Annotated in this window: 18 protein-coding genes; 15 read left to right on the top strand and 3 right to left on the bottom strand. The window is 72.1% G+C overall.

All coding sequences use genetic code 11. The features are described 5' to 3' along the window. The first annotated feature begins 330 nt into the window (after positions 1–330). From ligA to DEI92_RS11675, 8 genes are all read left to right on the top strand, one after another. Complete coding sequence (ligA, locus tag DEI92_RS11710) at positions 331–2,844, top strand: NAD-dependent DNA ligase LigA (protein ID WP_111013619.1); 2,514 nt, start codon at positions 331–333, stop codon at positions 2,842–2,844. 210 nt (positions 2,845–3,054) lie between these two features. Next, positions 3,055–4,452 carry an alpha/beta hydrolase gene (locus tag DEI92_RS11705; RefSeq protein ID WP_146249148.1) on the top strand — a complete coding sequence of 466 codons (1,398 nt, stop codon included), beginning with the start codon at positions 3,055–3,057 and terminating at the stop codon, positions 4,450–4,452. Positions 4,453–4,532: 80 nt separating this feature from the next. Next, a complete protein-coding gene (locus tag DEI92_RS11700) occupies positions 4,533–6,722 on the top strand; it encodes a transglycosylase domain-containing protein (protein WP_111013617.1) in 2,190 nt (729 codons plus the stop codon). 69 nt (positions 6,723–6,791) lie between these two features. After that, positions 6,792–7,091 (top strand): Asp-tRNA(Asn)/Glu-tRNA(Gln) amidotransferase subunit GatC, encoded by a 300-nt coding sequence (gene gatC, locus DEI92_RS11695; protein WP_111011576.1) that lies wholly within the window; start codon positions 6,792–6,794, stop codon positions 7,089–7,091. A 17-nt stretch (positions 7,092–7,108) separates the two neighbouring features. Beyond that, positions 7,109–8,632: an Asp-tRNA(Asn)/Glu-tRNA(Gln) amidotransferase subunit GatA gene (gatA, locus tag DEI92_RS11690; protein WP_111013685.1), complete on the top strand. Its 1,524-nt coding sequence runs from the start codon at positions 7,109–7,111 to the stop codon at positions 8,630–8,632. Beyond that, complete coding sequence (gatB, locus tag DEI92_RS11685; RefSeq protein ID WP_111013616.1) at positions 8,632–10,131, top strand: Asp-tRNA(Asn)/Glu-tRNA(Gln) amidotransferase subunit GatB; 1,500 nt, start codon at positions 8,632–8,634, stop codon at positions 10,129–10,131. Before gatA ends, gatB begins: the two co-directional genes overlap by 1 nt. A 154-nt stretch (positions 10,132–10,285) precedes the next feature. Further along, positions 10,286–11,416, top strand: a complete 1,131-nt coding sequence (locus tag DEI92_RS11680; RefSeq protein ID WP_111011574.1) for a type III polyketide synthase — start codon at positions 10,286–10,288, stop codon at positions 11,414–11,416. Beyond that, positions 11,413–12,177 (top strand): methyltransferase domain-containing protein, encoded by a 765-nt coding sequence (locus tag DEI92_RS11675; RefSeq protein ID WP_258370182.1) that lies wholly within the window; start codon positions 11,413–11,415, stop codon positions 12,175–12,177. Before DEI92_RS11680 ends, DEI92_RS11675 begins: the two co-directional genes overlap by 4 nt. Before the next feature lie 137 nt (positions 12,178–12,314). Here DEI92_RS11675 and DEI92_RS11670 read toward each other — a convergent pair whose 3' ends face one another. Next, positions 12,315–13,364, bottom strand: a complete 1,050-nt coding sequence (locus DEI92_RS11670) for a zinc-binding dehydrogenase (RefSeq protein WP_111013615.1) — start codon at positions 13,362–13,364, stop codon at positions 12,315–12,317. Between the two features lie 95 nt (positions 13,365–13,459). On the opposite strand from DEI92_RS11670, the gene DEI92_RS11665 reads away from it, so the two are divergent. The 3 genes from DEI92_RS11665 (at position 13,460) to DEI92_RS11655 (ending at position 15,624) form a co-directional block, all read left to right on the top strand. Continuing rightward, entirely contained in the window at positions 13,460–14,365 is a 906-nt protein-coding gene (locus DEI92_RS11665; protein ID WP_258370181.1) for a DUF3097 domain-containing protein, read from the top strand. Between the two features lie 106 nt (positions 14,366–14,471). Next, the gene (locus DEI92_RS11660) at positions 14,472–15,125 is read left to right on the top strand and encodes a spermidine/putrescine ABC transporter substrate-binding protein (RefSeq protein WP_181434873.1); all 654 of its coding nucleotides are present in this window, start codon (positions 14,472–14,474) and stop codon (positions 15,123–15,125) included. An 85-nt stretch (positions 15,126–15,210) separates the two neighbouring features. Next, positions 15,211–15,624, top strand: coding sequence for a DUF3054 domain-containing protein (locus tag DEI92_RS11655; protein ID WP_111013683.1), 414 nt, complete (start codon positions 15,211–15,213; stop codon positions 15,622–15,624). Between the two features lie 1,031 nt (positions 15,625–16,655). Here DEI92_RS11655 and DEI92_RS11650 read toward each other — a convergent pair. Then, positions 16,656–17,354: a nucleoside deaminase gene (locus DEI92_RS11650; protein ID WP_111013613.1), complete on the bottom strand. Its 699-nt coding sequence runs from the start codon at positions 17,352–17,354 to the stop codon at positions 16,656–16,658. Further along, complete coding sequence (locus DEI92_RS11645; protein WP_111013612.1) at positions 17,351–18,784, bottom strand: cytosine permease; 1,434 nt, start codon at positions 18,782–18,784, stop codon at positions 17,351–17,353. The genes DEI92_RS11650 and DEI92_RS11645 overlap by 4 nt, the downstream gene beginning before the upstream one ends. Before the next feature lie 218 nt (positions 18,785–19,002). Between DEI92_RS11645 and DEI92_RS11640 the strand changes: the two genes are divergently transcribed. The 4 genes from DEI92_RS11640 (at position 19,003) to DEI92_RS11625 (ending at position 23,915) form a co-directional block, all read left to right on the top strand. Continuing rightward, positions 19,003–19,875 carry a hypothetical protein gene (locus tag DEI92_RS11640; protein ID WP_111013611.1) on the top strand — a complete coding sequence of 291 codons (873 nt, stop codon included), beginning with the start codon at positions 19,003–19,005 and terminating at the stop codon, positions 19,873–19,875. 69 nt (positions 19,876–19,944) lie between these two features. Then, a complete protein-coding gene (locus DEI92_RS11635) occupies positions 19,945–21,027 on the top strand; it encodes an ATP-binding cassette domain-containing protein (RefSeq protein ID WP_111013610.1) in 1,083 nt (360 codons plus the stop codon). Beyond that, positions 21,024–21,857 (top strand): ABC transporter permease, encoded by an 834-nt coding sequence (locus tag DEI92_RS11630; RefSeq protein ID WP_111013609.1) that lies wholly within the window; start codon positions 21,024–21,026, stop codon positions 21,855–21,857. Before DEI92_RS11635 ends, DEI92_RS11630 begins: the two co-directional genes overlap by 4 nt. Positions 21,858–21,911: 54 nt before the next feature. Beyond that, positions 21,912–23,915, top strand: coding sequence for an amino acid transporter (locus tag DEI92_RS11625; protein ID WP_258370180.1), 2,004 nt, complete (start codon positions 21,912–21,914; stop codon positions 23,913–23,915). Positions 23,916–24,148: the final 233 nt, after the last annotated feature.

The following is a 24,148-nucleotide window of genomic DNA, read 5'->3' as shown; positions in this document are numbered from 1 at the left end:
CGCCGCGGCCGGGAGGCCCGGCGCGGCACCGGCGGGCCGGTGCCGCCGGGCGGGCGGCGGGGCGGCCAGGCCAGGCGCGGTCGCGGTCGAGGTCGGGTGGACCGTCGGCCCCGTCCCGTTTGCAACTCAGGAATGTCAGCTGTGTGGCGTGGTCGAGTGGGGCCTCTCGGCTGGATCGTCCTGAGTTGTCGACGGGGCCGGCGGCGTGGAGGGGCCGACGGATGGAGGGGTGACGAGCGCGGCAGGCGTCGCAGCCCGGGGACTCGACGCCGCCCGGAGGGAGGCCCCGCCGGGCGTCCCCGCGTCGGTGGCGACCGGTAGAACTGGACCATGAGCACCGAGCCCGCGGACGCCGCACCCGCCGTCGAGGAGACGTTCGAGACCATCGACGTCGGGGACCTCGACGGCCACCAGGCGCGTGAGGAGACCGACCGCCTCCGGACCCGGATCGGGGAGCTCCGGGACGCGTACTACGAGCAGAACGCCTCGACCGTCACGGACGCCGAGTACGACGCGATGGTCCGGCGTCTCGACGCGATCGAACAGCGGTTCCCCGAACTCCTGACGGCGGACAGCCCCACCCAGACGGTCGGCGGGCGGGCCGAGACGACGCAGTTCGCGCCCGTCGAGCACGCCGAGCGCATGCTGAGCCTCGACAACGTCTTCAGCCCGGAGGAACTGACCGAGTGGGCCGTCAAGGTGGAGCGTGACGCCGGTGCCGAGCGGGTCCGGTTCCTCACCGAGCTGAAGATCGACGGGCTCGCGATCAACCTCCGGTACGAACACGGCCGACTCGTCACGGCGGCGACCCGGGGCGACGGCGTGGTGGGCGAGGACGTCACCGGCAACGTCCTGACGATGGGCACCATCCCCGAGCGCCTCGCGGGGTCCGGACATCCACCGATCGTGGAGGTCCGAGGCGAGATCTTCTTCCCCGTCGCCGAGTTCGACGAGCTCAACGCGCGGCAGCGCGAGGCCGGCGAGCGCGTGTTCGCCAACCCGCGGAACGCAGCGGCCGGTTCGCTCCGTCAGAAGGAAGAGGGCAAGTCCCCGGCGAAGCGGGCGCTCATGGTCGACCGCCTCCGGCGGCTGCGGATGCTCGTGCACGGGATCGGCGCCTGGCCGGTCCGGGAGCTCGAGCGCGACACCGACGTGCGGGCGCAGTCCGAGGTCTACGACCTGCTCCGCGGCTGGGGTCTGCCGACGAGCAGCCACTACCGCGTGTTCGACACGATCGACGAGGTCATCGGGTTCGTGCGGGACTACGGGGAGCGCCGCGCGAGCGTCGAGCACCAGATCGACGGCATCGTCGTCAAGGTCGACGACCTCGCGCTGCACGAGGAGCTCGGGGCGACCTCGCGCGCGCCCCGGTGGGCGACCGCCTACAAGTACCCGCCGGAAGAGGTTCACACGAAGCTGCTCGACATCGTCGTGAGTGTCGGACGCACCGGCCGTGCCACGCCGTTCGCCGCGATGGCGCCGGCCGAGGTCGCCGGGTCGGTGGTCCGGCAGGCGACGCTGCACAACCAGCAGGTGGTCAAGGCGAAGGGCGTCCTCATCGGGGACACCGTCGTGCTGCGGAAGGCCGGCGACGTCATCCCCGAGGTCCTCGGGCCCGTCGTCGAGCTCCGCGACGGCTCCGAACGCGAGTTCGTCATGCCGACGCGGTGCCCGGAGTGCGGCACGGAGCTCCGGCCGGCGAAGGAGGGCGACATCGACCTCCGTTGCCCGAACGCGCGGAGCTGCCCGGCGCAGGTCCGCGGTCGTGTGGAGCACATCGCATCGCGGGGTTCGCTCGACATCGAGGGGCTCGGCGAAGTCGCGGCGGCGGCGCTGACGCAGCCCCTGTTCCCCGAGACACCGCCGTTGGTGACCGAAGCGGGGCTGTTCGACCTGACGATGGAGGACATCGTCCCGATCGAGGTCATCGTGCGCGACGCCGAGACGGGCATGGTGCGACTCGAGGACGACACCGATGCCACCGGCCAGGCCGTGCCGAAGCGAGTGACGCCCTTCAGTCGCGCGCGCAAGAAGACCGATCCGCCGTTCGACCCGGAGGCTCGCGGAGCGGACTACCGGGGAGAGCCGGGGCGGTACCCGTCGAAGAACGCGTTCGAGATGCTGCGGAACATCGACGCGGCGAAGACGAAGCCGCTCTGGCGCATCCTCGTGGGGCTGAGCATCCGCCACGTGGGTCCGGTCGCGGCCCGAGCGCTCGCGTCACACTTCGGGTCCCTCGACGCCATCCGGTCGGCGTCGCGCGACGAGCTCGCGGCCGTGGACGGCGTCGGCGGGATCATCGCGGACGCGCTCCTCGAGTGGTTCGAGGTCGACTGGCACCGCGAGATCATCGAGCGCTGGACGGCGGCCGGCGTGCAGTTCACGACGCCCGACCACCCGGGCCCCGGCGGCGCGGCGGTGGAGGGCGGCGTGCTGTCCGGCATCACGGTGGTCGCGACGGGCTCGCTCGAGGGGTTCACGCGCGAGGGCGCCCAAGAGGCGATCATCGCCGCGGGCGGCAAGGCGGCGTCGAGCGTGAGCAAGAAGACCGACTTCGTGGCCGCTGGGCCCGGCGCCGGCTCGAAGCTGACGAAGGCGGAACAGCTCGGACTGCGGATCATCGACGCGGCCCAGTTCGCGGTGCTCGTGCGTGAAGGTCCTGCCGCACTCGAGCCGACCGATGGGGTGGACGGCGACCAAGACGACGCCACGGCAGGCGACCCGGAGGACATCGCGGCGGCCGACGTCGCACCGACGACGGAGGAGAGCGCTCCGGCGACGGAGGAGAGCGCTCCGGCGACGGAGGAGAGCGCTCCGGCGACGGAGGCGACCCCGAGCGAGTGACGCAGCATCGGCGAAACCGGTTCGGCGACGCCTGATCATCCGGACGCGTGATCGTCCGGAGCGAGAGCGACACACGTCGCCCGGACCGGATGACGAGGACGTCCGTAGGATGGTGCGTGCATCACCCGTCGTCGACAGGGCGGCGACGGGCAGGCCTTCCCAGGGGAGACCGCTCTGCTGTTCCTCGTCGCAGCACTGCTCACCGCCTCGGTGCACTCACTCGGAGTGATCGAGGCCACGCCGCTGCCCGCGGCCGCGTCGAGCCCAGCTGCGGAGGTGGTCGTCGCGACGGCCCCGCGGGAGGCGGCGGCGCCGGACGCGACGGGCGTGCACCGGGCCTCCCGGGCGGAGCGGCTCGACGACCTGCACGGCCGTGCGCTGCTGACGGGACTGTCGTCGGCGTCGGACGCGACGCTGCGCCACGCCGCGCGCCTGGCGGGGCCGGTCATGCGAACGCTGCTCGACGCCCCGCCGGACGCCGGTGACGTCGCGCGGTGGTGGTCCGGACTCGGCCGGGAGGCCCGACACCGGTTGGTCACGTCCGCCCCGCAGGCGGTGGGGAACCTCGAGGGCGTCCCGTACCCGGTGCGTGACCGGGCGAACCGGCGGGTGCTGGGGGAGGACCTCCGGACCGCGCGTGCCCCGGACTCCGGGTCGACGTCCCGCCTCCGGATGCTCGAGCAGGTGCGGACCGCGCTCGTACGGGGGCCGGAGGACCCGCCGAAGCAGCTCCTGACCCTCGATCCTCGGGGGTCCGGGCGGGCGGCGATCGCGATGGGCGACCTCACGACCGCTTCGGACGTGACGGTGATGGTGCCCGGGATGTTCTTCACCGTCTCCGGGCAGTTCGCCGACTGGACCGCGACGGGCGCGGACCTGTACCGCGAGCAGGCGACCCTGACACCCCTCGCTCGTGGTGGCCGGGGCGGTGTGGCGGTCGTCGCGTGGCTCGGCTACCGCACGCCGGACCTGACGAACGTGTTGTCGGTGGGACTGGCCCGGGCGGGGGCGGTGCGTCTGGAGCGGGTGGTGGAGGGCATCGACGCGACCAGGACGGCGGATCCGGTGCGGGTGTCCGTCGTCGCGCACTCGTACGGGTCGACGACCGCCCTGCTGGCCTTGTCGTCGGGGCGCATCCACGTCGACAGCCTGACCGTGCTCGGGTCGCCGGGCAGCGCGGTCACCCGCGCGTCCGAGCTGGCCGTGCCTGCGGGGCAGGTGTTCGTCGGCGCCGCACACTGGGATCCGGTGGCGGGAACCGGGTACTTCGGCACCGATCCGGCGGCCCCCGGGTTCGGGTCGACCGTGCTCGACCTGCGCGGCGGGGTCGATCACCGTGAGGACGAGGAGGTGTTCCGGCGCCCGTACGGCCACAACGAGTACCTCGTGCCGGGGACGGCATCCATCCACGACGTCGCGCTCATCGCCGTCGGCCGCTCCGACCTCGTCACGGGCGCGGACCCGTCGGGGCGGACCGTCCTGACCGCGGAAGGTGCGGTCGCTGGCACCGCTGCGGACGGCAGCGGGAGCGGTGGTGGTGGTGGTGGTGGGCCGGAGTCCCCCGACCTGCTGCTCGTGCGTCCGCAGGACGTCCAGCTGCGCGATTGACCCGCTGGGCCTGAGCATCCACGCAGATTCGGGGCGAGTCGCAGCGGCCCGGGTACAGCGGTAGTCCGTACCGTCATCACATGCGTGTCGTGCGGTGGCCTGGAGCGTTCCTCCTCTTCGTCGTCATGGCGGTCGTGGCAGGCGTCCTCGTCGCCGTCGCGGTCACGCCGGGCGTCGCGCTCGCCGGGCAGGGGGTGTCGTCGGCGGCCGAGTTCTTCGAGGACCTGCCGAGCTACCTCGACATCTCGACGCCGCAGCAGGTCTCGACGATCTACGCCAAGAAGGGCGGCCAGGACGTCGCGATCGCGTCGTTCTTCGCGGAGAACCGCGTGATCGTCAAGGACTCGGCGATCGCCACCACGGTGAAGCAGGCCGCGATCGACACCGAGGACCCGCGGTTCGCCACCGAGGGCGGGATCGACGTCGTCGGCACGCTCCGTGGTGCGGCGTCGACCGCCCTCGGCAAGGACGTCCAGGGCGGGTCGTCGATCACCCAGCAGTACGTCAAGAACGTCCTCGTCCAGCAGTGCGAGCAGCTCGGGACGCAGTCGAAGATCGACTCCTGCTACCAGCACGTCACCGAGGTGTCCCCGCAGCGGAAGCTGCAGGAGATGCGGTACGCGATCGCCGTGAACAAGAAGTACTCGAAGTCACAGATCCTCACGGGGTACCTCAACATCGTCGGGCTCGGCGGTCGTGTGTACGGCGTCGAGGCCGGTGCCGAGTACTACTTCGGGGTCACGGCCGCGCAGTTGAACCTGGAGCAGTCGGCGACGCTCGTCGCGATCCTCAACAACCCGGCGAACCTCCGGATCGACGAGCCGGCCGACACGGACAACGGCTCGGCGAACGGGTACGCGCTCACCAAGGCGCGCCGCGACTACGTGCTCAAGCGCATGTACGTGCACCACGACATCACGAAGCAGCAGCGCGACGCGGCGATCGCGGCCCCGATCACGCCGAAGATCACCGCGACGACGAACGGGTGCGCCGCGGCGGTCCAGTACGACGCCGGGTACTTCTGCGACTACGTGCGGAACGTCGTGCTCCACGACAGCGCCTTCGGCACCACCGAGGCCGACCGGATCACCACCCTCGACACCAAGGGCCTGAAGATCTACACCTCGCTCGACCTGGATCTGCAGGCGACGGCGCAGTCCGCGCTCTCGACCTACGTGCCGTCGACGATGACCTACGTCCACATCGGTGGTTCGAACGTCACCATCCAGCCCGGCACGGGTCGCGTGCTGTCGATGGTGCAGAACACGAGCTTCAACCAGTCGGATGCGGCGCCTCCGGGCTCGACCTCGGTGAACTACAGCACCGACCAGGCGTACGGCGGTTCCACCGGGTTCCAGACGGGCTCCACGTTCAAGGTGTTCACGCTCGCCGAGTGGCTCGCGTCCGGGCACACCCTGAACCAGTACGTGAACACGACGGAGCACACCTACCCGACCGCGGAGTTCACGAACACGTGCGAGAACATCGCGGGTGCCCCCTGGTCCGTCGCGAACGCCGAGGCGGTCCCAGCGTCGATGAGCGTCATGCTCGCGACGGCGGAGTCGATCAACACCGCGTTCGCCGCGATGGGCAAGCAGCTCGACCTGTGCCAGATCGCGAAGCTCGCCGAGGCGATGGGCATCCACAAGGCGAACGGTGCGAGCGGACTGTTCGAGGGGCCGTCGATGATCCTCGGCGTCAACGAGCTCTCGCCGCTCACCCTGGCGAGCGCCTACGCCGGGTTCGCGAACGGCGGGGTGTTCTGCACGCCGGTCGCGATCGACAAGGTGACGCAGGCGAACGGCAAGTCGATCGCGCCGACCCCGACGACGTGCACCCGCGGTGTCTCCGCGCAGGTCGCCGCCACGGTCGACTACGCGTTGCAGGGCGTCCTGCAGGGCAGCGGCACCGCGGCCTCGGCGAACCCCGGCGACAGCACCCCGAAGTTCGCCAAGACCGGCACGACCGACGCCGACGTGCAGAACTGGCTCGTCACCTCGACGACGAAGTACACGAACGCGACCTGGATCGGCAACGTGAAGGGGGCGGTCGGGCTCGCGAACGTCCCGATGCTCGCCGGGACCACCGGCTACAGCGCCAAGTTCGGCGTCGGTCGGACCATGATGACGACGCTCGACCAGAAGTACGGCGGCGATGCCCTGCCGACGCCCGACCCCACGATGGTCGGGTCGACCTCCGCGAAGTCGACCGCCCGGTCCGGCTCGTCCTCCACCACGGCGACGATCCCGGCCCCGTCCACCGGCAAGTGACCCGGCGGCCCGGTCGGCGGACGCCGCTCTAGACTGGTCGGCATCCCACGAACCGATCGACGGAGCACCATGCCTGACATCACGAGCGAGCAGGTCGCGCATCTGGCGCACCTCGCACGCATCGCACTCACGCCGGACGAGATCAGCCGCCTGACCGGGGAGCTCTCGCAGATCGTCGAGAGCGTCGCCAAGGTGAGCGAGGTCGCGACGCCCGACGTGCCCTCGACCAGTCACCCGATCCCGCTGCAGAACGTGTTCCGACCGGACGAGGTCGGCCAGACGCTGACGCAGGAGCAGGCCCTCGCCGGTGCGCCCGACTCCGACGGCTCCCGGTTCCGGGTCACCGCGATCCTGGGAGAGGAACAGTGAGCGCCGAGATCACCGGGATGACCGCGGCGGCGCTCGCCGACGCGCTCGTCGCCCGTGACCTGTCGAGCGTCGAGGTCACCCAGGCCCACCTGGACCGCATCGCCGCCGTCGACACCGACGTGCACGCGTTCCTCCACGTCAACGAGTCCGCGCTCGCCGTGGCCCAGGCCGTGGACGCTCGACGCGCCGCGGGTGACGCCCTCGGCCCGCTCGCCGGGGTGCCCGTCGCCATCAAGGACGTCCTCTGCACGCAGGACATGCCCACGACCTCCGGCTCGCGGATCCTCGAAGGTTGGGTGCCGCCGTACGACGCCACGGTCGTCGCCCGGCTCCGCCAGGCGGGCATGGTCCCGCTCGGCAAGACCAACATGGACGAGTTCGCCATGGGATCGTCGACCGAGTTCTCGGCGTACGGTCCCACGCGCAACCCGTGGGACCTCGACCGCATCCCGGGAGGCTCGGGGGGCGGCTCCGCAGCGGCCGTCGCCGCGTACGAGGCGCCGGTCGCGCTCGGCAGCGACACGGGTGGATCGATCCGCCAGCCGGGTGCGGTGACCGGAACGGTCGGTGTCAAGCCGACGTACGGCGGCGTGAGCCGCTACGGTGCGATCGCGCTCGCGTCCTCACTGGACCAGGTGGGGCCCGTGTCACGGACGGTGCTCGACGCCGCGCTCGTGCACGACGTCATCGGCGGACACGACCCGCGCGACTCGACGTCCCTCACCGACGCCTGGCCGTCCTTCGCGGACGCCGCTCGCTCCGGTCTCCAGGACGGCACCCTGGCCGGGGTCCGGATCGGCGTCGTGAAGGAGCTCGGTGGCGACGGCTTCCAGGCCGGCGTCACGCAGCGCTTCACCGAGACCGTCGCCCTGCTCGAGTCGGCCGGGGCCACGGTGGTCGAGATCGACGCGCCGAGCTTCGCGTACGCGATCAGCGCGTACTACCTGATCCTCCCGGCCGAGGCCTCGTCGAACCTCGCCAAGTTCGACTCGGTCCGGTTCGGCATGCGCGTCACGCCCGCGGCCGGTGGCACGGTCGAGGACGTCATGGCGGCAACGCGCGAGGCCGGCTTCGGTCCGGAGGTCAAGCGCCGCATCATCCTCGGCACGTACGCCCTGAGCGCCGGCTACTACGACGCGTACTACGGCAGCGCGCAGAAGGTCCGCACGCTCGTGCAGCGTGACTTCGACCGCGCCTTCGAACAGGTCGACCTGCTCGTCAGCCCCAGTGCGCCCACCACGGCGTTCCCCCTCGGCGAGAAGATCGACGACCCGCTCGCGATGTACCTCAACGACCTCACGACGATCCCCGCGAACCTCGCCGGGATCCCGGGCATGAGCATCCCCATGGGGTTGGCACCCGAGGACGGCCTGCCCACGGGCGTGCAGCTCATGGCACCCGCGCGTCAGGACGCCCGCCTCTACCGGTACGGCGCGGCGCTCGAGCGTCTGCTCGAGGACTCGTGGGGGCGCACCCTCATCTCGCAGGTCCCCGACCTCGACGAGACTCAGCAGTCGGCAGCGGAAGAAGGCGTGATCTGATGGCCAAGGACGCACTCATGGACTTCGACGAGGCGATCGAGCGCTTCGAGCCCGTGCTCGGGTTCGAGGTCCACGTCGAGCTCGCGACGAAGACCAAGATGTTCTCCGACGCGCCGAACTTCTTCGGCGGCGAGCCGAACACCAACATCACGCCGGTCGACCTCGGGCTGCCCGGGTCGCTCCCGGTCGTGAACGAGCAGGCCATCCGCTACTCGATCAGCCTCGGTCTGGCGCTCGGCTGCTCGATCGCCGAGTCCTCGCGCTTCGCCCGGAAGAACTACTTCTACCCGGACCTGGCGAAGAACTACCAGATCTCCCAGTACGACGAGCCCATCGCGTTCGACGGGTCGGTCGAGGTCGAGCTCGCCGACGGCACCATGTTCACGGTGCCGATCGAGCGTGCCCACATGGAAGAGGACGCCGGCAAGCTGACGCACGTCGGTGGGGCCACGGGCCGCATCCAGGGCGCCGAGTACTCCCTGGTCGACTACAACCGAGCGGGCGTGCCGCTCGTCGAGATCGTCACGCGTCCCATCTTCGGGGCGGAGCACCGCGCGCCCGAGCTCGGTGCCGCCTACGTGCAGACCATCCGCGACGTCGTCCGGGCGCTCGGGGTGTCCGAGGCGCGGATGGAGCGCGGGAACCTGCGGTGCGACGCGAACGTGTCGCTGCGCCCCCGCGGGCAGGAGCGCCTGGGGACGCGCACCGAGACGAAGAACGTCAACTCGTTCCGCGCGGTCGAGCGTGCGGTGCGCTACGAGATCCAGCGGCAGGCCGCGATCCTCGCCAACGGCGGGACGATCACGCAAGAGACCCGTCACTGGCACGAGGACACCGGCCGTACCTCGGCGGGGCGTCCGAAGTCCGACGCCGACGACTACCGCTACTTCCCCGAGCCCGATCTGCTGCCCGTGGTGCCCGCGCCCGAGCTCATCGAGGAACTCCGCGCGGCCCTTCCGGAAGCCCCGGCGGCGCGCCGTCGGCGTCTCAAGGCCGAATGGGGGTTCGCGGACCTGGAGTTCCAGGACGTCGTGAACGGCGGTCTGCTCGTCGAGGTGGAGGAGACCGTCGCCGCCGGCGCGCAACCGCAGTCCGCCCGGAAGTGGTGGACGGGCGAGATCAGCCGCATCGCCAACGCCCAGGACGCCGCTCCGGCCGATCTCGTGTCGCCCACACAGGTGGCCGAACTCATCGCGCTCGTCGACACCGGGGACCTCACGGACCGGCTCGCCCGTCAGGTGCTCGAGGGCGTCATCGCCGGCGAGGGGTCGCCGGCCGAGGTCGTCGAGTCCCGCGGCCTGAAGGTCGTGTCGGACGACACCGCGCTCATCGCCGCGATCGACCAGGCGCTCGGTGCCCAGCCGGACGTCCTGGGCAAGATCCGCGACGGCAAGGTGCAGGCCGCCGGTGCGATCATCGGCGCCGTCATGAAGGCGATGAAGGGCCAGGCGGACGCCGCCCGTGTCCGTGAGCTGGTGTTGGAGCGCGCGCAGGCCTGACCTCGCGCTGCCCGGCGGTACGGCCGAGATCGTCGTCCCGCCGCCACGAGGCGTGACCCCGTGGTCAGTCCCGATCCGACGTTCCCGGATCGCATGGCGACCACGGGGTGCATCGTGCCTGGGCGGTGCGCGGGGGCCGGTGGCAGGATGAATCGTGCCCGCAATCATCCGCGCCGTCGGTACGGCCGTCCCGCCCACCACCCTCGACCAGCGGGCGGTGCAGGGGCTGTTCGCGGCGCAGCCGGCGTTGAGTCGGCTCGGACAGCGCATCGTCGGGGCTGCGTTCGGTGCCTCGGCGGTCGACCAGCGGCACACCGTGCTCTCCGAACTCCTCCACGAGGGCGCGAGCGACTTCGTCGATGAGCACGGCGTCATCCGCTCACCGTCGACCCGGTTCCGCAACGACCGCTACCGCGAGACCGCGCTCCCGTTGTTCGTCGCCGCTGCCGCCGACGCGCTCTCGAAGGCGGACATCGCGGCCGACCAGGTCACCCACGTCGTCACGGTGTCCTGCACCGGGTTCACGCAGCCGGGCCCGGACCTCGCCGTGGCGACGGAACTCGGCATGCGACCGGGGGTGTTCCGCCACCACATCGGGTTCATGGGCTGCTACGCCGCGTTCCCGGCACTCCGGACCGCGGCGGCGTTCTGCGCCGAGGACCCCGACGCCGTCGTGCTCGTCGTGTGCGCGGAGCTGTGCACCCTGCACATCCGGGCCTCCGACGACCCGGACCAGATCGTCGCCAACAGCGTGTTCGGTGACGGAGCGGCCGCGGCGGTCGTGACACCGGACCTCCCGGACGCGCGGTTCACCGCGGAGCCGGACCCCGACGCGCCCCTGGCCCTGCGGCTCGACGCGTTCGCGTCGTCGGTGATCCCGGAGGGAGCCGGCGACATGGCGTGGAACATCGGCGACGAGGGCTTCGAGATGGTGTTGTCCTCGGCCGTGCCCCACCTCATCGAGCAGCACGTGGCAGAAGCCGTGGCGCCGGTCCTCGCGGCGATCGAGTGTGACGACGCGACGTCGGTACCGCTCTGGGCGGTGCATCCGGGCGGCCGGGCCATCCTCGACCGGGTCGAGGACGAACTGCAGCTGCCCGCGATGGCGATCGACGCCTCCCGTCGCGTGCTGGCCGAGCACGGGAACATGTCGAGCGGCACCGTCTTGTTCGTGCTCGACCGCATCCTGCAGGACGGGGCGGAGCCCGGCAGCCGCGTCGTCGCCCTCGCGTTCGGCCCGGGACTGACGGTGGAGACGGCAGCGCTCGAGGTCGTGCGAGCGTGAACGCGGCGGTCGGGACAGGCCCGGATCTGCAGCACCGGCGGGGCGCGCGCGTCTTCGGCGAGCCCCTGCGTCCGGACCTCAGCGTCCGAGCGACGGACCTCGCCGAGGTCATGGACGACCCCGCATGCGACCCTCGTGCCCTCGACCGGACCTTCCGGCGCTTCGCGATCGTCAATCCGCTCGTCGGCGGCTGGCGCGGGGTCTGGCGGCGGTTCGTGCGGCCGGTCCTCCCGGTCGAGCGGCCCGCGCGCGTGCTCGACCTCGGATGCGGCGGCGGCGACGTGGCGCGCTCGATCGCGAGGTGGGCGCACGCCTCCGGACATCGCGTCGAGGTCGTCGGCATCGACCCCGACCCCCGGGCGATCCGGGCGGCGGAGCGGACGACCACCGACGGCGTGGTCTTCCGGCGGGCGTCGAGCGAGGACCTCGTCGCGGCGGGGGAGCGGTTCGACGTGGTGGTGTCGAACCACGTCCTGCACCACCTCGACGATGCGGCACGGGCGGCGTTCCTCGCGGACTCGGTGACGCTCGCGACGCGCCGGGTCGTGCACAGCGACATCCGACGCTCGGCGGCGGCCTACCGCGCGTACGCGCTCGGGGTCGTACCGGTGGCCGCCGGGACCTTCGTCCGCGTCGACGGGCTGCGCTCGATCCGTCGGAGCTACACCGCGGGCGAGTTGCGCGGCGTCCTGCCCGAGGGGACGCCGTGGCACGTGGTCGAAGCGGCACCCCATCGCCTGCTCGCCGTGCACGACGCCTGAGCGCGACGAGCGCGACGAGCGACGAGCGACGAGCGCGACGAGCGGCGGAACGCGACGAGCGCGGCGTCGGCGTCACCGCCGCGTCGCGTGGGCCGGGCGGCTGACCACCGCCCGCGCTCCCGGCCCACGCACCGCCGCTACGGGCGGAGCAGCACCTTGACGGCGCGGCGCTCGTCCATCGCCGCGTAGGCCTCGGCGGCCTCCTCGAGGGGCAGTTCCAGGTCGAACACGCGCCCCGGGTCGACGGCGCGTGAGAGCACGTCGGGCAGCAGCTCCGGCAGGTAGGCGCGCACCGGGGCGACCCCACCGGCGACGGTGATGTTCTTGCCGAACAGGAACGACATCGGGAGCTCCGGGCCACCCGCCGGCACGCCGACGTACCCGACGGCGCCGCCGGGCCGCACCACGCGCAGCGCCTGGTCCATGCTCTCCTTGGTGCCCACGGCCTCCAGGGCGCAGTCGGCGAGCTCGCCGCCGAGCAGGGCGCGGACCTCGTCGATGCCCTCGTCACCGCGGGTGGCGACGATGTCCGTCGCACCGAACTCGCGCGCGATCCGCTGGCGGTCCTCGTGGCGGCTCATCGCGATGATGTGGTCGGCGCCGAGCCGGGCAGCCGCGAGCACGGCGCACAGGCCGACCGCGCCGTCGCCGACCACCACGACCGTCTTGCCGGGGCCGACCCCAGCGGAGACCGCGGCGTGGTGCCCGGTCGAGAAGACGTCCGAGAGCGTGAGGAGCGAGGGCACGAGTGCGTCGTCGACGGGGCCGGGGACGACCACGAGGGTCGCCTCCGCGTCGGGGACCCGCACGATCTCGGCCTGGGCGCCACCCATCGGGTGGCCGTAGGGGTCCTGCTTGCCGCCGAACACCGAACCGTGTTCGCAGCTCGACGTGATGCCGTGGCGGCACGCCTGGCAGGTCCCGTCGTTCGTCGTGAACGGCGCGATGACGAAGTCGCCGGGGGCGATGGTCGTGACCGCGTCGCCGACCTCGGTGACGGTGCCCACGAACTCGTGGCCGATCGTGTGCGGCTCGACCGGGCGGACGCCGCGGTACGGCCAGAGGTCGGAACCGCAGACGCAGGCGGCGACGACCCGGACGACGACGTCGCCCGGCTCGATGATGGTGGGGTCGTCGCGGTCCTCGACGCGGATGTCGCGGGCGGCGTGGATGACGGTGGCACGCATGGGGTGGCCTCTCGGGGTGGGGTGGATGCTCCCGGCACCACGACGCACCGCGCCGCCGGGCCGGGGAGGGGATGCCTCGACGTTACCCTCGGCGGGTGCAATCGGGATCCGGCGACGACCGCTACGGCTCCGACGTGCTCGCCGGGGACTGGCGAGCACAGGGACGGAAGACGGTGCGGGAGGTCCCGCTCGAACGGGACATGGTGCTCGAGGACCCCGCGTCGGGGTGGGCCGGCGCGGTCGTCCGGCTCGAGGCCGGTCTCGTCGAGCTCGAGGACTGGAAGGGGCGCACGCGCTCGTTCCCCGCGACGGGGCAGTTCCTGCTCGAGGGGGAGCTCGTGCGGCTCGGGCGTCCCGCCGCGCCGATCGGCGGGCGCGCCGCGAACCGGCCGGGAGGCGCGGCGCCCGGCATCGGGACCGCCGACGGTCGGGCGCGCACCGCCTCCGGCAGCTTCGCGGTGGGACCACAGCGGGCGCGGGTCGCCCTGCCCTCCCGGATCATGGTGGAGGGCCGCCACGACGCGGAACTCGTCGAGAAGGTGTGGGGGGCGGACCTCCGGATCGAGGGTGTCGTCGTCGAGTACCTGTCGGGGGTGGACAACCTCGCCGACGTCCTCGAGGAGTTCCGGCCCGAGCGTGGACGCCGCGTCGGGGTCCTCGTCGACCACCTCGTGCCCGGGTCGAAGGAGTCTCGGTTCGCCGACGCCGTGATGCGGGGCAAGTGGGGTCGGCACGTCCTCGTGGTGGGGCACCCCTACGTGGACGTGTGGCAGTCGGTGAAGCCGGCGCGACTCGGACTGCGCGAGTGGCCGACGATCCCGCGGTCGATCGAGTGGAAGCACGGCATCTGCGACGCGCTCGGGTGGCCCCACGAGTCCCAGGCGGACATCGCGCACGCGTGGCAGCGGATCCTCGGGCAGGTGCGGACGTACGCCGACCTGGAGCCGGCGTTGCTCGGCCGGGTCGAGGAGTTGATCGACTTCGTCACTGAAGCAGCTTGATCCTGCGGGCTCGCAGGCTCGCGCTGCGGTCCTGCACAGAGATGGGTTCTGCACCGTTCGGTGCGGGACGGGGGCGCACCGGGCCTCCCGACCGTACCCTTGAGGGGTGGACGGGATCGACGGGCGCGTGCGGACCGCGGTCGACGTCTGGCTCCGCTGGTTGCCGCGGTGGCAGATCGGGTCGGCCCGGCCACGGACGCGCATCTGCCGGCGCTGCGTGGGGTCCCCGATCGCGACCGCGGCGGGGTTCGGTCCGGACGTGCCGCATCCGGTCCAGCACGCGCTGATCGGTCGGGTCTCGACCATCATCGACGACGCCGTGGACGACTACACGGCCAAGAACCTGCCGCTGCTCAAGCGTGAACTCGACCGCTCCGACGCACGGAAGGGGTCCGCGGGGTACCAGCCGGCCGACGGACTGTCGCCGGAGTTCCAGGGTCTCGACGTCGACCCGGAACCCGAGCCCGGCTCGCCGTTCCTGTTCACGCTCGCCGAACTCACCGGCACCGGGGCCCAGGCGACGTCGCCACGGGAACCGCTGTCGGACGAGGCCAAGGCCGCGCTGCACCACGAGATCGCGCTGTCGGACGAGTGCGCTCGGGCCACCGGGACGGCGGTGTGCCTCGCGCTCGTGGAACACCGCGACCGCATCGCCGAGGCCATCGAGCGCCTGGTGGAACCGCAGATCGAGGCCCTGGTGTCCGACATGTTCCGCGGGCTCGACGTGCCGGGCACGCCCCCGCGCGGCGGCCTGTTCTGATCGTGGCTGTCATCGGGCCGGCACGGATCGGGGTGCCGACCGCCGCTCGGTGTCGGTGCACGAGTCGGTGCGCGACAATGGCTTCGTGACCACACGCACCTTCGGCTGGCTCGCGGCCGTGATCGACGTCGTCCTCGTCGTCGTCTTCGCGCTCATCGGACGGCTCTCGCACGGCGAGGGGGCCACGCCCGTGACGCTGTGGATCACGGCCTACCCGTTCCTCGCGGGCTGGGCGATCGCCTACGTCACGAGCGGGGCGTGGTCCCGGCCGCTGGCGCTGTGGCCGACCGGTGTCGTGGCCTGGATCCTCACCGTGCTCGTCGGCATGGCGATCCGGGTCACCGCGGGGCAGGGCGTCGAGCACGGAAATCCGTTGCCCGTGTCGTTCTTCATCGTGGCCAGTGTGGTCCTCGGGGTGTTCCTGCTCGGCTGGCGCGCGATCTTCGGGCCGATCGTGCGGCGGGGCGAGCGCCGTGGCGTGGCCATCGCGCACGCCTGAGCGGCGATTCACGGCGCGTCGGCGGCGGCTCGCAGCGTGAGCTGTCCGCGATGCGGTGCGGCGCGGCGCGGCGGTCCGCCTGCCGGCGCCCGATGACCAGCGGCGCCGCGCCCCGCACCAGCGGCGCCGCGCCCCGCACCAGCGGCGCCGCGCCCCGCACCAGCGGCGCCGCGCCCCGCACCAGCGGCGCCGCGCCCCGCACCAGCGGCGACCGCTGACCAGCGGCGTCGCCCCCGCACCAGCGGCGCCCCCAGAACCAGCGCGGTGACGAGTGACCAGCGGTGACAATTCAGGAGTCCTGGTGCGTGGTGGGGGTGTGCCGTGCCTCCCGGCTCGGTGTTCCTGCGTTGTCGACCGGTGGGGTCTGACGCGGAGCGAGGTGGACTCCGTGCGCGAGGCGCGAGTTGCAGGCGAGGCGCGGTTTCCGCCGCGAGGTTCTGGGCCGGGGCTGGGATTCGCGGCTGTGCGGCCGTGGCGGCGGAGGTGGGGCCTCCAGGGCGGGGGTGACAATTCAGGAGTCCTGGTGCGCGGCGGGGGTGTGCCGTGCCTCCCGGCTCGGTGTTCCTGCGTTGTCGACCGGTGGGGTCTGACGCGGAGCGAGGTGGACTCCGTGCGCGAGGCGCGACCTTCACGCGAGGCGCGGCCTCGGCCGCGAGGTTCTGGGCCGGAGCTGGGACTCGCGGCTGTGCGGCCGTGGCGGCGGAGGTGGGGCCTCCAGGGCCGGGGGTGACAATTCAGGAGTCCTGGTGCGTGGTGGGGGTGTGCCGTGACTCCCGGCTCGGTGTTCCTGCGTTGTCGACCGCGCCGGTACGGGCAGGGTGGGGGACACCGGTGCGGCCTGGAACGGACGGGGGGACGCAAGCCGTCCTCTCGGGACCGCGCCCGCGCCCGCCGCCCGCCTGCCGCCGCGCGCCCGCGCCTGCCGCCTCGCGCCTGGCGCCTGCCGCCGCGCGTACCCGCGCCCGCCGCCCACGCGCTCGCCCGCCGCGCCCACGTCGGGGCGCGACAACGCCCGCGTCCGCGGGCCGCCGCTACTCGACCCCGATGTCCTCGTTCCAGAGCGTCGGCTCCTCGGCGATGAACGTGCGCATCATGGCGACGAGGTCCGGGTCGTCCAGGATCGTGACCTCGACGCCCTGCTCCCGCAGCCAGTCGTGACCGCCGGAGAACGTCTCCGCCTCACCGATCACGACGCGGGAGATGCCGAACTGCTTGACGAGGCCCGAGCAGTACCAGCAGGGCGACAGGGTCGTGACCATCGTCGTGCCCGAGTAGCCGGGCTGCCGTCCGGCGTTGCGGAACGCGTTCGTCTCGGCGTGCATCGACGCGTCGTCGTCCTGCACGCGCCGGTTGTGGCCGCTGCCGAGCAGGGTGCCGTCGGCGGCGAACAGCGCGGCACCGATCGGGATCCCACCCTCGACGAGCCCCTGCTCCGCCTCGGCGCGGGCGACGGCCAGCTGCTCCTCGGCGGTCGTGAAGCGCGGCCCGGCGCCGACCGGTTCCGGGCCCACCGCGGTGGCCGGGTCATCCGCCACGGCACCGAGGCCGGACGCCGCTGCCGCGTCCTGCACCGATCCACCGGGGACCGCCGACGGGGCCGCGTCGCCGCTCGCTCCCTCGGCCGGGAGGCCCGTCACCGGGTCCCTGGGATCACCACCGGGATGCCGCACGGTCGGCTCCTGCGGCTCGGCCGGCTCCCGCGACTCGGCCGGCTCCTCGACGTCGGTCATGCGACGTCGTCCGCGCCGTCGACGCCGATGACGGTGTCGGGCGCCTCGGCGAGCGGACCGCCGACGGCCGGCTTCGCGACGCGGAACAGCAGGAAGTACGCCACGAACGCGACGACGAACCCGACGAGCGGGGTGAGGTCGCCGACCGGGGTCGCCTTGGCGACGGGACCTTCGTAGAACGTCTGGTTCGAGAACAACCACACGGACAGCACGCCGCCGATGAGGAACGCGGTGATGCCCGCCCAGTTGCGGTACCGGACGCGGTCGGGGATGAACTGCGCGATGGACGTGCCGCGACGCAGGATCCGGTCCGCGAACACGACCCCGAGCCACGGCGCGATCCAGTAGGCGATGACGAGGAGGAAGTTCTCGTACTTCTCGCCGGCGTCGGGCAGGGCCCAGAGCGCGACGAAGAACCCGATGATGCCGAACCCGACGGCGACGATGGCCCGACGCAGTCCGAACCGGATGCGAACGCCCGCGGCGAGGAACGACATCGCGCCGGAGTAGATGTTGAGCGAGTTGGCGGCGATGGCGCCGACGGCGATCGCGATGAGCGTCAGGTCGCGGATCACGACCGGGAGGCTCGACGTGAACGACCCGGTCGGGTCGCCCGGGTCGAACCCACCGATGGTGACGGCTGCCGCGCCCGCCGCCATGAGGACGGTGCACGACACGAAGTCGCCGATGCCCGCGGCCCAGCCGGCGGTGCGGCGGGACGCGCTGGCGGGCAGGTACCGGGTGTAGTCGGACGCGTAGGGGTTCCAGCCGGCGGCGTAACCGAACGCCGCGCTCACGGTGAGGGTGAAGCCGGCGAAGGAGTAACCCCCGCCCTTCGGGGTGTACTCGAGGTGGGCGTGGGAGAAGATCACGATCGTCGCGATGAGGAAGATGATCCCGAGGATGTACGACGCGTAGCGCTCGAACACCTGCACGAGGTCGTGGCCGACGAACGCCACGGCGACCTCGAGCACCACGACGATGATCAGCGCGAGCCACGTGCTCATGCCGGTGAGGGTCGACAGCGCCAGCGCGCCGGAGACCGAGTTCGTGGCGAACCAGCCCAGGCCGGCCATGATCGTGTTGATGCCCGCCGGCAGGATGTTGCCGAGGAACCCGAACGCGGTGCGGCTCAGCACGAGCTGTGCGAGACCCTCACGCGGCCCCCACGTCGACAGGATGCCCTGTGTCAGCGACCCGAGTGCGTTGCCGAGGATGAGGGCGATCATCGCCCAGCGGAAGTCGAGCCCGAAGAACAGCACCGCGATGACGCCGACGTAGATCGTGGCGAACTCGAGGTTCGGCGCGGTCCAGGTGGCCGCGAGCTGCCACGGGGAGCCGTGACGGGCGGAAGCGGGGATGGCCTCGATGCCGCCGGGTTCGACGCGGCTCGGGCGGGCGTGCACGGGGGACGGTGCAGTGGTGGTCACTGAGGAAGCCTACGAGCGCCCGCGGCCGGCCGGGGTCGTGATGGCCGGTTCGTCACACGCTCTTTACACGGCGGCGCGAGGCCGTCGCCGGTTCCCAGCATGCTCCCAGCGCTCTCCGGTCGACTCTGAGCACGTGTACAGCGGACACGGCGGCCGTCGCCGTAGTGTCGGACGCCCCGACGGGCTCTGCTCGGCGTCACACGAACGGAAGGCACACCATGGGATTCCTCGATCGACTGCTCGGGCGCGAGGACCGATCGCAGCCGGGCGGTGGCCGACAGGCATGGCCGACGAACGCCGACCCGTACGGGCAGCAGTCCGCCGCGGGCTACCGCTACGGTCAGCAGTCGTACGACGTGCCGCCGGGTGCTGCGCGTACCGCCTCCGCGGGATCGTCGACGCCCCCGAGCGAGGACGAACTCGCGGCGGAGCGCTACCGCTACCTCCTGCGTACGGCGCCGCCCGAGCGCATCGAGGACGTCCACGCCGAGGCCTTCGCCCGGTTGACACCCGAGCAGCGACGCATGGTGTTCGATGAGTTGTCGCGCACCGCGCCCGCCGGTGAGGCTCCTCGCGCCGACGACTCCCGCTCACTCGCGCAGGCCGCGACGCGGTCGGAGATCCGGCAACCGGGGACCCTCGAGCGGTCGCTCGGCGGTTGGGGCGGCGGGTACGGGGGTCGCGGCGCGTACGGCGGTGCGAGCGGATTCGGCGGGTTCGGCGGGTACGGGAGGTCCGGGTCCGGTTTCGGGAGCATGCTCGGTGCCTCGCTCCTCGGCTCCGTCGCGGGCTACGTCATCGGGTCGACGATCATGAGCGCCTTCCTGCCCGAGCCCGGCATGTTCGGTGAGCCGGTCGACGCGAGTGGGGCGGACGACGGGGGTGACGGCAGTGGTGACGACGGTGGCCGCGGGGGCGACGGCGGCGGGGGCGACGGCAGCGGGGATGATGGCAGCGGGGCGGACGGCACCGACGTCGGCGCGGACGGCGGCGGCTACGAGGCCGCGGGGTGGGACTCCGGATCGGGCCTCGACGCAGGGTCCGACTGGGGTGGAGGATTCGACCAGGACCTCGGCGGGTTCGACGTCTGAGGTCATCGGCCGCACCGGTCGCGCGGCCGCACACGAGGAACACCGGGAACACGCGTCGAAGGAGTCGCCGTGCCGTTCATCGAAGCCGTCGGGCTGACGAAGACCTACCGCGCGAAGACCGGGCCGGTCCATGCCCTGGCGGGGCTCGACCTCGCCGTCCCCGAGGGCAGTGTCACCGCGTTGCTCGGTCCGAACGGCGCGGGCAAGACGACCGCCGTCAAGGTCCTGACGACCCTCACGCGCCCGGACTCCGGACGCGCGACGATCTCGGGGACCGATGTCGTCGCGGAGCCCCAGCGCATCCGACGGCGCATCGGGGTGTCGGGTCAGTACGCGGCCGTGGACGAGAACCTGACGGGGTTCGAGAACCTCGACATGATCGGGCGGCTGTACCACCTGGGGCGGTCGGCTTCGCGTCGTCGTGCGCGGGAGCTCATCGAGGCGTTCGGGTTGACCGAGGCGGGCGACCGGCCCGTCAAGGGGTTCTCGGGCGGGATGCGCCGGCGGATCGACCTCGCCGGCGCGCTCGTGGCGAAGCCCCCGGTGCTGTTCCTCGACGAGCCGACGACCGGCCTCGACCCGCGGAGCCGCCTCGGGCTCTGGGACGTCATCGAGGGCCTCGTCGCCGAGGGCACCACGGTGCTCCTGACGACGCAGTACTTGGAGGAAGCGGACCGGCTCGCCGACGACATCGCCGTGATCGACGGCGGCCGGGTGATCGCCCAGGGGACGGCGGACGAGTTGAAGAGCCGTGTGGGCGGGCACCGCGTGGTGGTCACGCTCGTGTCGGCGGACGACCGGGCGGCCGCGGCGACAGTGCTCGAGCGGCACGGGGACGGATCCGTCGAGATCGGTGGGGACGGTCGGACCCTCTCGGTCGCCGTGCGGTCGGGCCCGTCGGCGCTCCGCGCGGCCCTGGCCGAGCTCGCCGAGGCGGGGGTGGACCTCCACGACGCCGGGATGCGACGCCCCACGCTCGACGACGTGTTCCTGCGCCTCACCGGGCACGCCGCGACGACGGAACCCGATGCCGACGCCGGGGACCCGACCACCGCGACGGACGCGACCACGGTGACCGGGCCTCCCGGGCCGGAGGACCGTGCGGCGTCGACGCCGGAGATCCCGGCCTCGTCGAGGACGGCACGGCGATGACCGCGACCGCGCAGCTCCCCGTCGTACGCGACGGTCGCGTCGCGGGATGGTGCAACGACGGCTGGACCGTGACCCGGCGCAACCTCCTCAAGATCCGCCGCTCCCCGGACATGCTCGTGTTCGCGGTGCTGCAGCCGATCATGTTCGTGTTGCTGTTCAGCCAGGTGTACGGCGGGGCGATCGCCGTGCGTGGTACCGACTACACGCAGTTCCTCATGGCCGGGATCTTCGCGCAGACCGTGGTGTTCGGCGCCACGTTCTCGGGCTACAGCATGGCCCAGGACCTGAAGGAGGGGATCATCGACCGGTTCCGGACCCTGCCGATGAGTCCGTCCGCCGTGCTCGTCGGGCGGACCAACGGGGACCTCGTCCTCAACGGGATCTCGGTCCTGATCATGATGCTCACGGGCCTGGCGGTCGGCTGGCGGGTGCACTCGTCGCCGGGGGAGTTCGTCGCCGGCCTCGTCCTGCTCCTCGCGTTCAGCTACGCCTTCAGCTGGGTGATGGCGCTGCTCGGCATGAGCGTCCGGTCGCCCGAGGTGATCAACAACGCCTCCTTCATGATCCTGTTCCCCATCACGTTCATCTCGAACGCGTTCGTGCCGAGCGACACCCTGCCGCTGGTGCTGCGGGTGTTCGCCGAGTGGAACCCGGTGTCGTCGCTCGTGCAGGCCGTCCGGCAACTGTTCGGCAACGTGGGGAGCAGCCCCGTCCCCGACGTCTGGACCATGCAGCACCCGGTCGCCACGGTGCTCGTCGGTATCGTGGTGCTGCTCGTCGTGTTCGTCCCCTGGAGCGTGCGGAAGTACGCCTCGATCAGCAAGCGGTAGGTCGCTGCGCTTCCCCAGGCGGAGACACCGCCCGCAGAATAGGCTGCTCGCGCCATGACGACGACCGACCCCCGCCCCTCCCTGCCGGGTCCCGGAGCAGCGGACCACGACGCCACCGAGCCGCGGCTCGACCGGAGCACCCGCCTGCGGCGCTGGATGTTGCAGGGCGCCGAGAGCTCGGGCGCCCACGAGGGCCCGCACCAGGTCGAGGTGGAGCGCACCCACTCGTGGTGGCGCGTGATGTGCCTCACGGGCGTCGACTACTTCTCCACCCTGGGGTACCAGCCGGCCATCGCGGCGCTCGCCGCGGGCCTCCTGTCGCCGATCGCGACGGTGGTGCTCGTGCTCGTCACGCTGTTCGGCGCGCTCCCGGTGTACCGACGGGTCGCGCAGGACAGCTTCCGCGGCGCCGGGTCGATCGCCATGCTCGAGAAGCTCCTGCCGTGGTGGGCGGGCAAGCTCCTCGTCCTCGTCCTGCTCGGGTTCGCCGTGACGGACTTCATGATCACGATCACGCTGTCGGCGGCGGACGCCACGGCGCACCTCGCCGAGAACCCGTACACGCCGCACTGGTTCACCGACATCCCCGTGCCCCTGACGCTCGCACTCATCGCCCTGCTCGGCGTCGTGTTCCTCCGCGGATTCCGCGAGGCCATCGGCATCGCCGTGGTGCTCGTGTCCGTGTACCTCGTCCTCAACCTCGTCGTCGTCGCCGTGGCGCTCGTGCACGTGGTGAGCCGTCCCTCCCTGGCGACCGACTGGTGGTCGGGACTGACCGCGCAGCACGCCGATCCACTCGCGATGATCGGGATCGCGTTGCTCGTGTTCCCGAAGCTCGCGCTCGGTCTGTCCGGGTTCGAGACCGGGGTGTCGGTCATGCCGCAGGTCGACGGCGGGAACGGTGACGTGCCGGGGAAGCGTCCGGAGGGGCGGATCCGGGGGACCCGGCGCCTCCTCACCACTGCCGCGCTCATCATGAGCTCGTTCCTCATCCTGTCGAGCGTCGTCACCACGTTCCTCATCCCGCAGAAGGAGTTCCAGCCGGGTGGTGAGGCCAACGGCCGAGCGCTCGCCTTCCTGGCCCACGAGTACCTGGGGAGCGTCTTCGGGAGCGTGTACGACGCCTCCACCATCGCGATCCTGTGGTTCGCGGGCGCGAGCGCGATGGCGGGCCTGCTCAACCTCGTTCCGCGGTTCCTGCCGCGCTACGGGATGGCGCCGCAATGGGCGCGAGCCGTCCGGCCGCTCGTGCTCATCTTCACGCTCATCGCGTTCGCCATCACCCTGATCTTCAAGGCGGACGTCGACGCCCAGGGTGGTGCCTACGCCACGGGGGTGCTCGTGCTCATCACGAGCGCATCGGTCGCCGTGACCCTGTCGGCACGGCGGAAGCGGCAGCGGGGCCGGACCATCGCGTTCGGCGTCATCACGCTCGTGTTCGGCTACACCACCGTGGCGAACGTCATCGAACGCCCCGACGGCGTGCGGATCGCGGCGGTGTTCATCCTGGCGATCGTCGTCGTGTCGCTGCTCTCGCGGGTGCGCCGGTCGTTCGAGCTCCGGGCATCGTCGATCGAGCTCGACGCCGTCGCGCAGCAGTTCGTCGTGGCCGATGCCGACCAGTTCGGGCAGGTGTGCATCATCGCGAACGAGCCGGACGACGGGAGCGCCGAGGAGTACCGGACCAAGGGCAAGATCGAGCGTCGGTCGAGCGGCATCCCCGCGCGCGTCCCGACGATCTTCCTCGAGGTGTACCCGGCGGACTCGTCGGACTTCGAGGAGGACCTCAAGATCGAGGGCGTCGTCAAGCACGGCTTCCGGATCCTCCGTGTGCGCTCGGGCACCGTTCCCAACACGATCGCGTCGACGCTCCTCGCCGTCCGCGACCTCACCGGCGTCGTGCCGAGCATCTACTTCGCGTGGACCGAGGGCAGCCCCATCCGCAACATGGTGCGCTTCCTGTTCACCGGCGCAGGCGAGGTCGCACCGGTCACGCGCGAGGTGCTCCGCGAGGCCGAGCCGGACGTCGCCCGCCGTCCCGTCGTCCACGTGTCCTGAGGCGCAGCGCGGGTGCTCACCATCGCCCGCGGTGCGCAATTCAGGAAAGCGGGCCCGGTGGCGCGCTCGTGGCGTGCCTCCCGGGCCCGTGTTCCTGATCTGTCACCTGCCGGCGCTGTGTTGGGGCGGAGGCCGCGGCAGGCCGGGGCGGGCCGCGGCGGGCCGCGGGTGCGCCGCGGCCGGCGCCGGGCAGTGCCGCGGCCAGGGCTGGTGCCGGGCTGTGCCGCGGCCGG

Origin of the sequence: Curtobacterium sp. MCBD17_034 (assembly GCF_003234515.1) — a bacterium.
In the GTDB taxonomy this organism is placed as follows: domain Bacteria; phylum Actinomycetota; class Actinomycetes; order Actinomycetales; family Microbacteriaceae; genus Curtobacterium.
The sequence above is the reverse complement of the archived record's forward strand: the minus strand, read 5'-3'. Positions and strand labels throughout refer to the sequence as shown.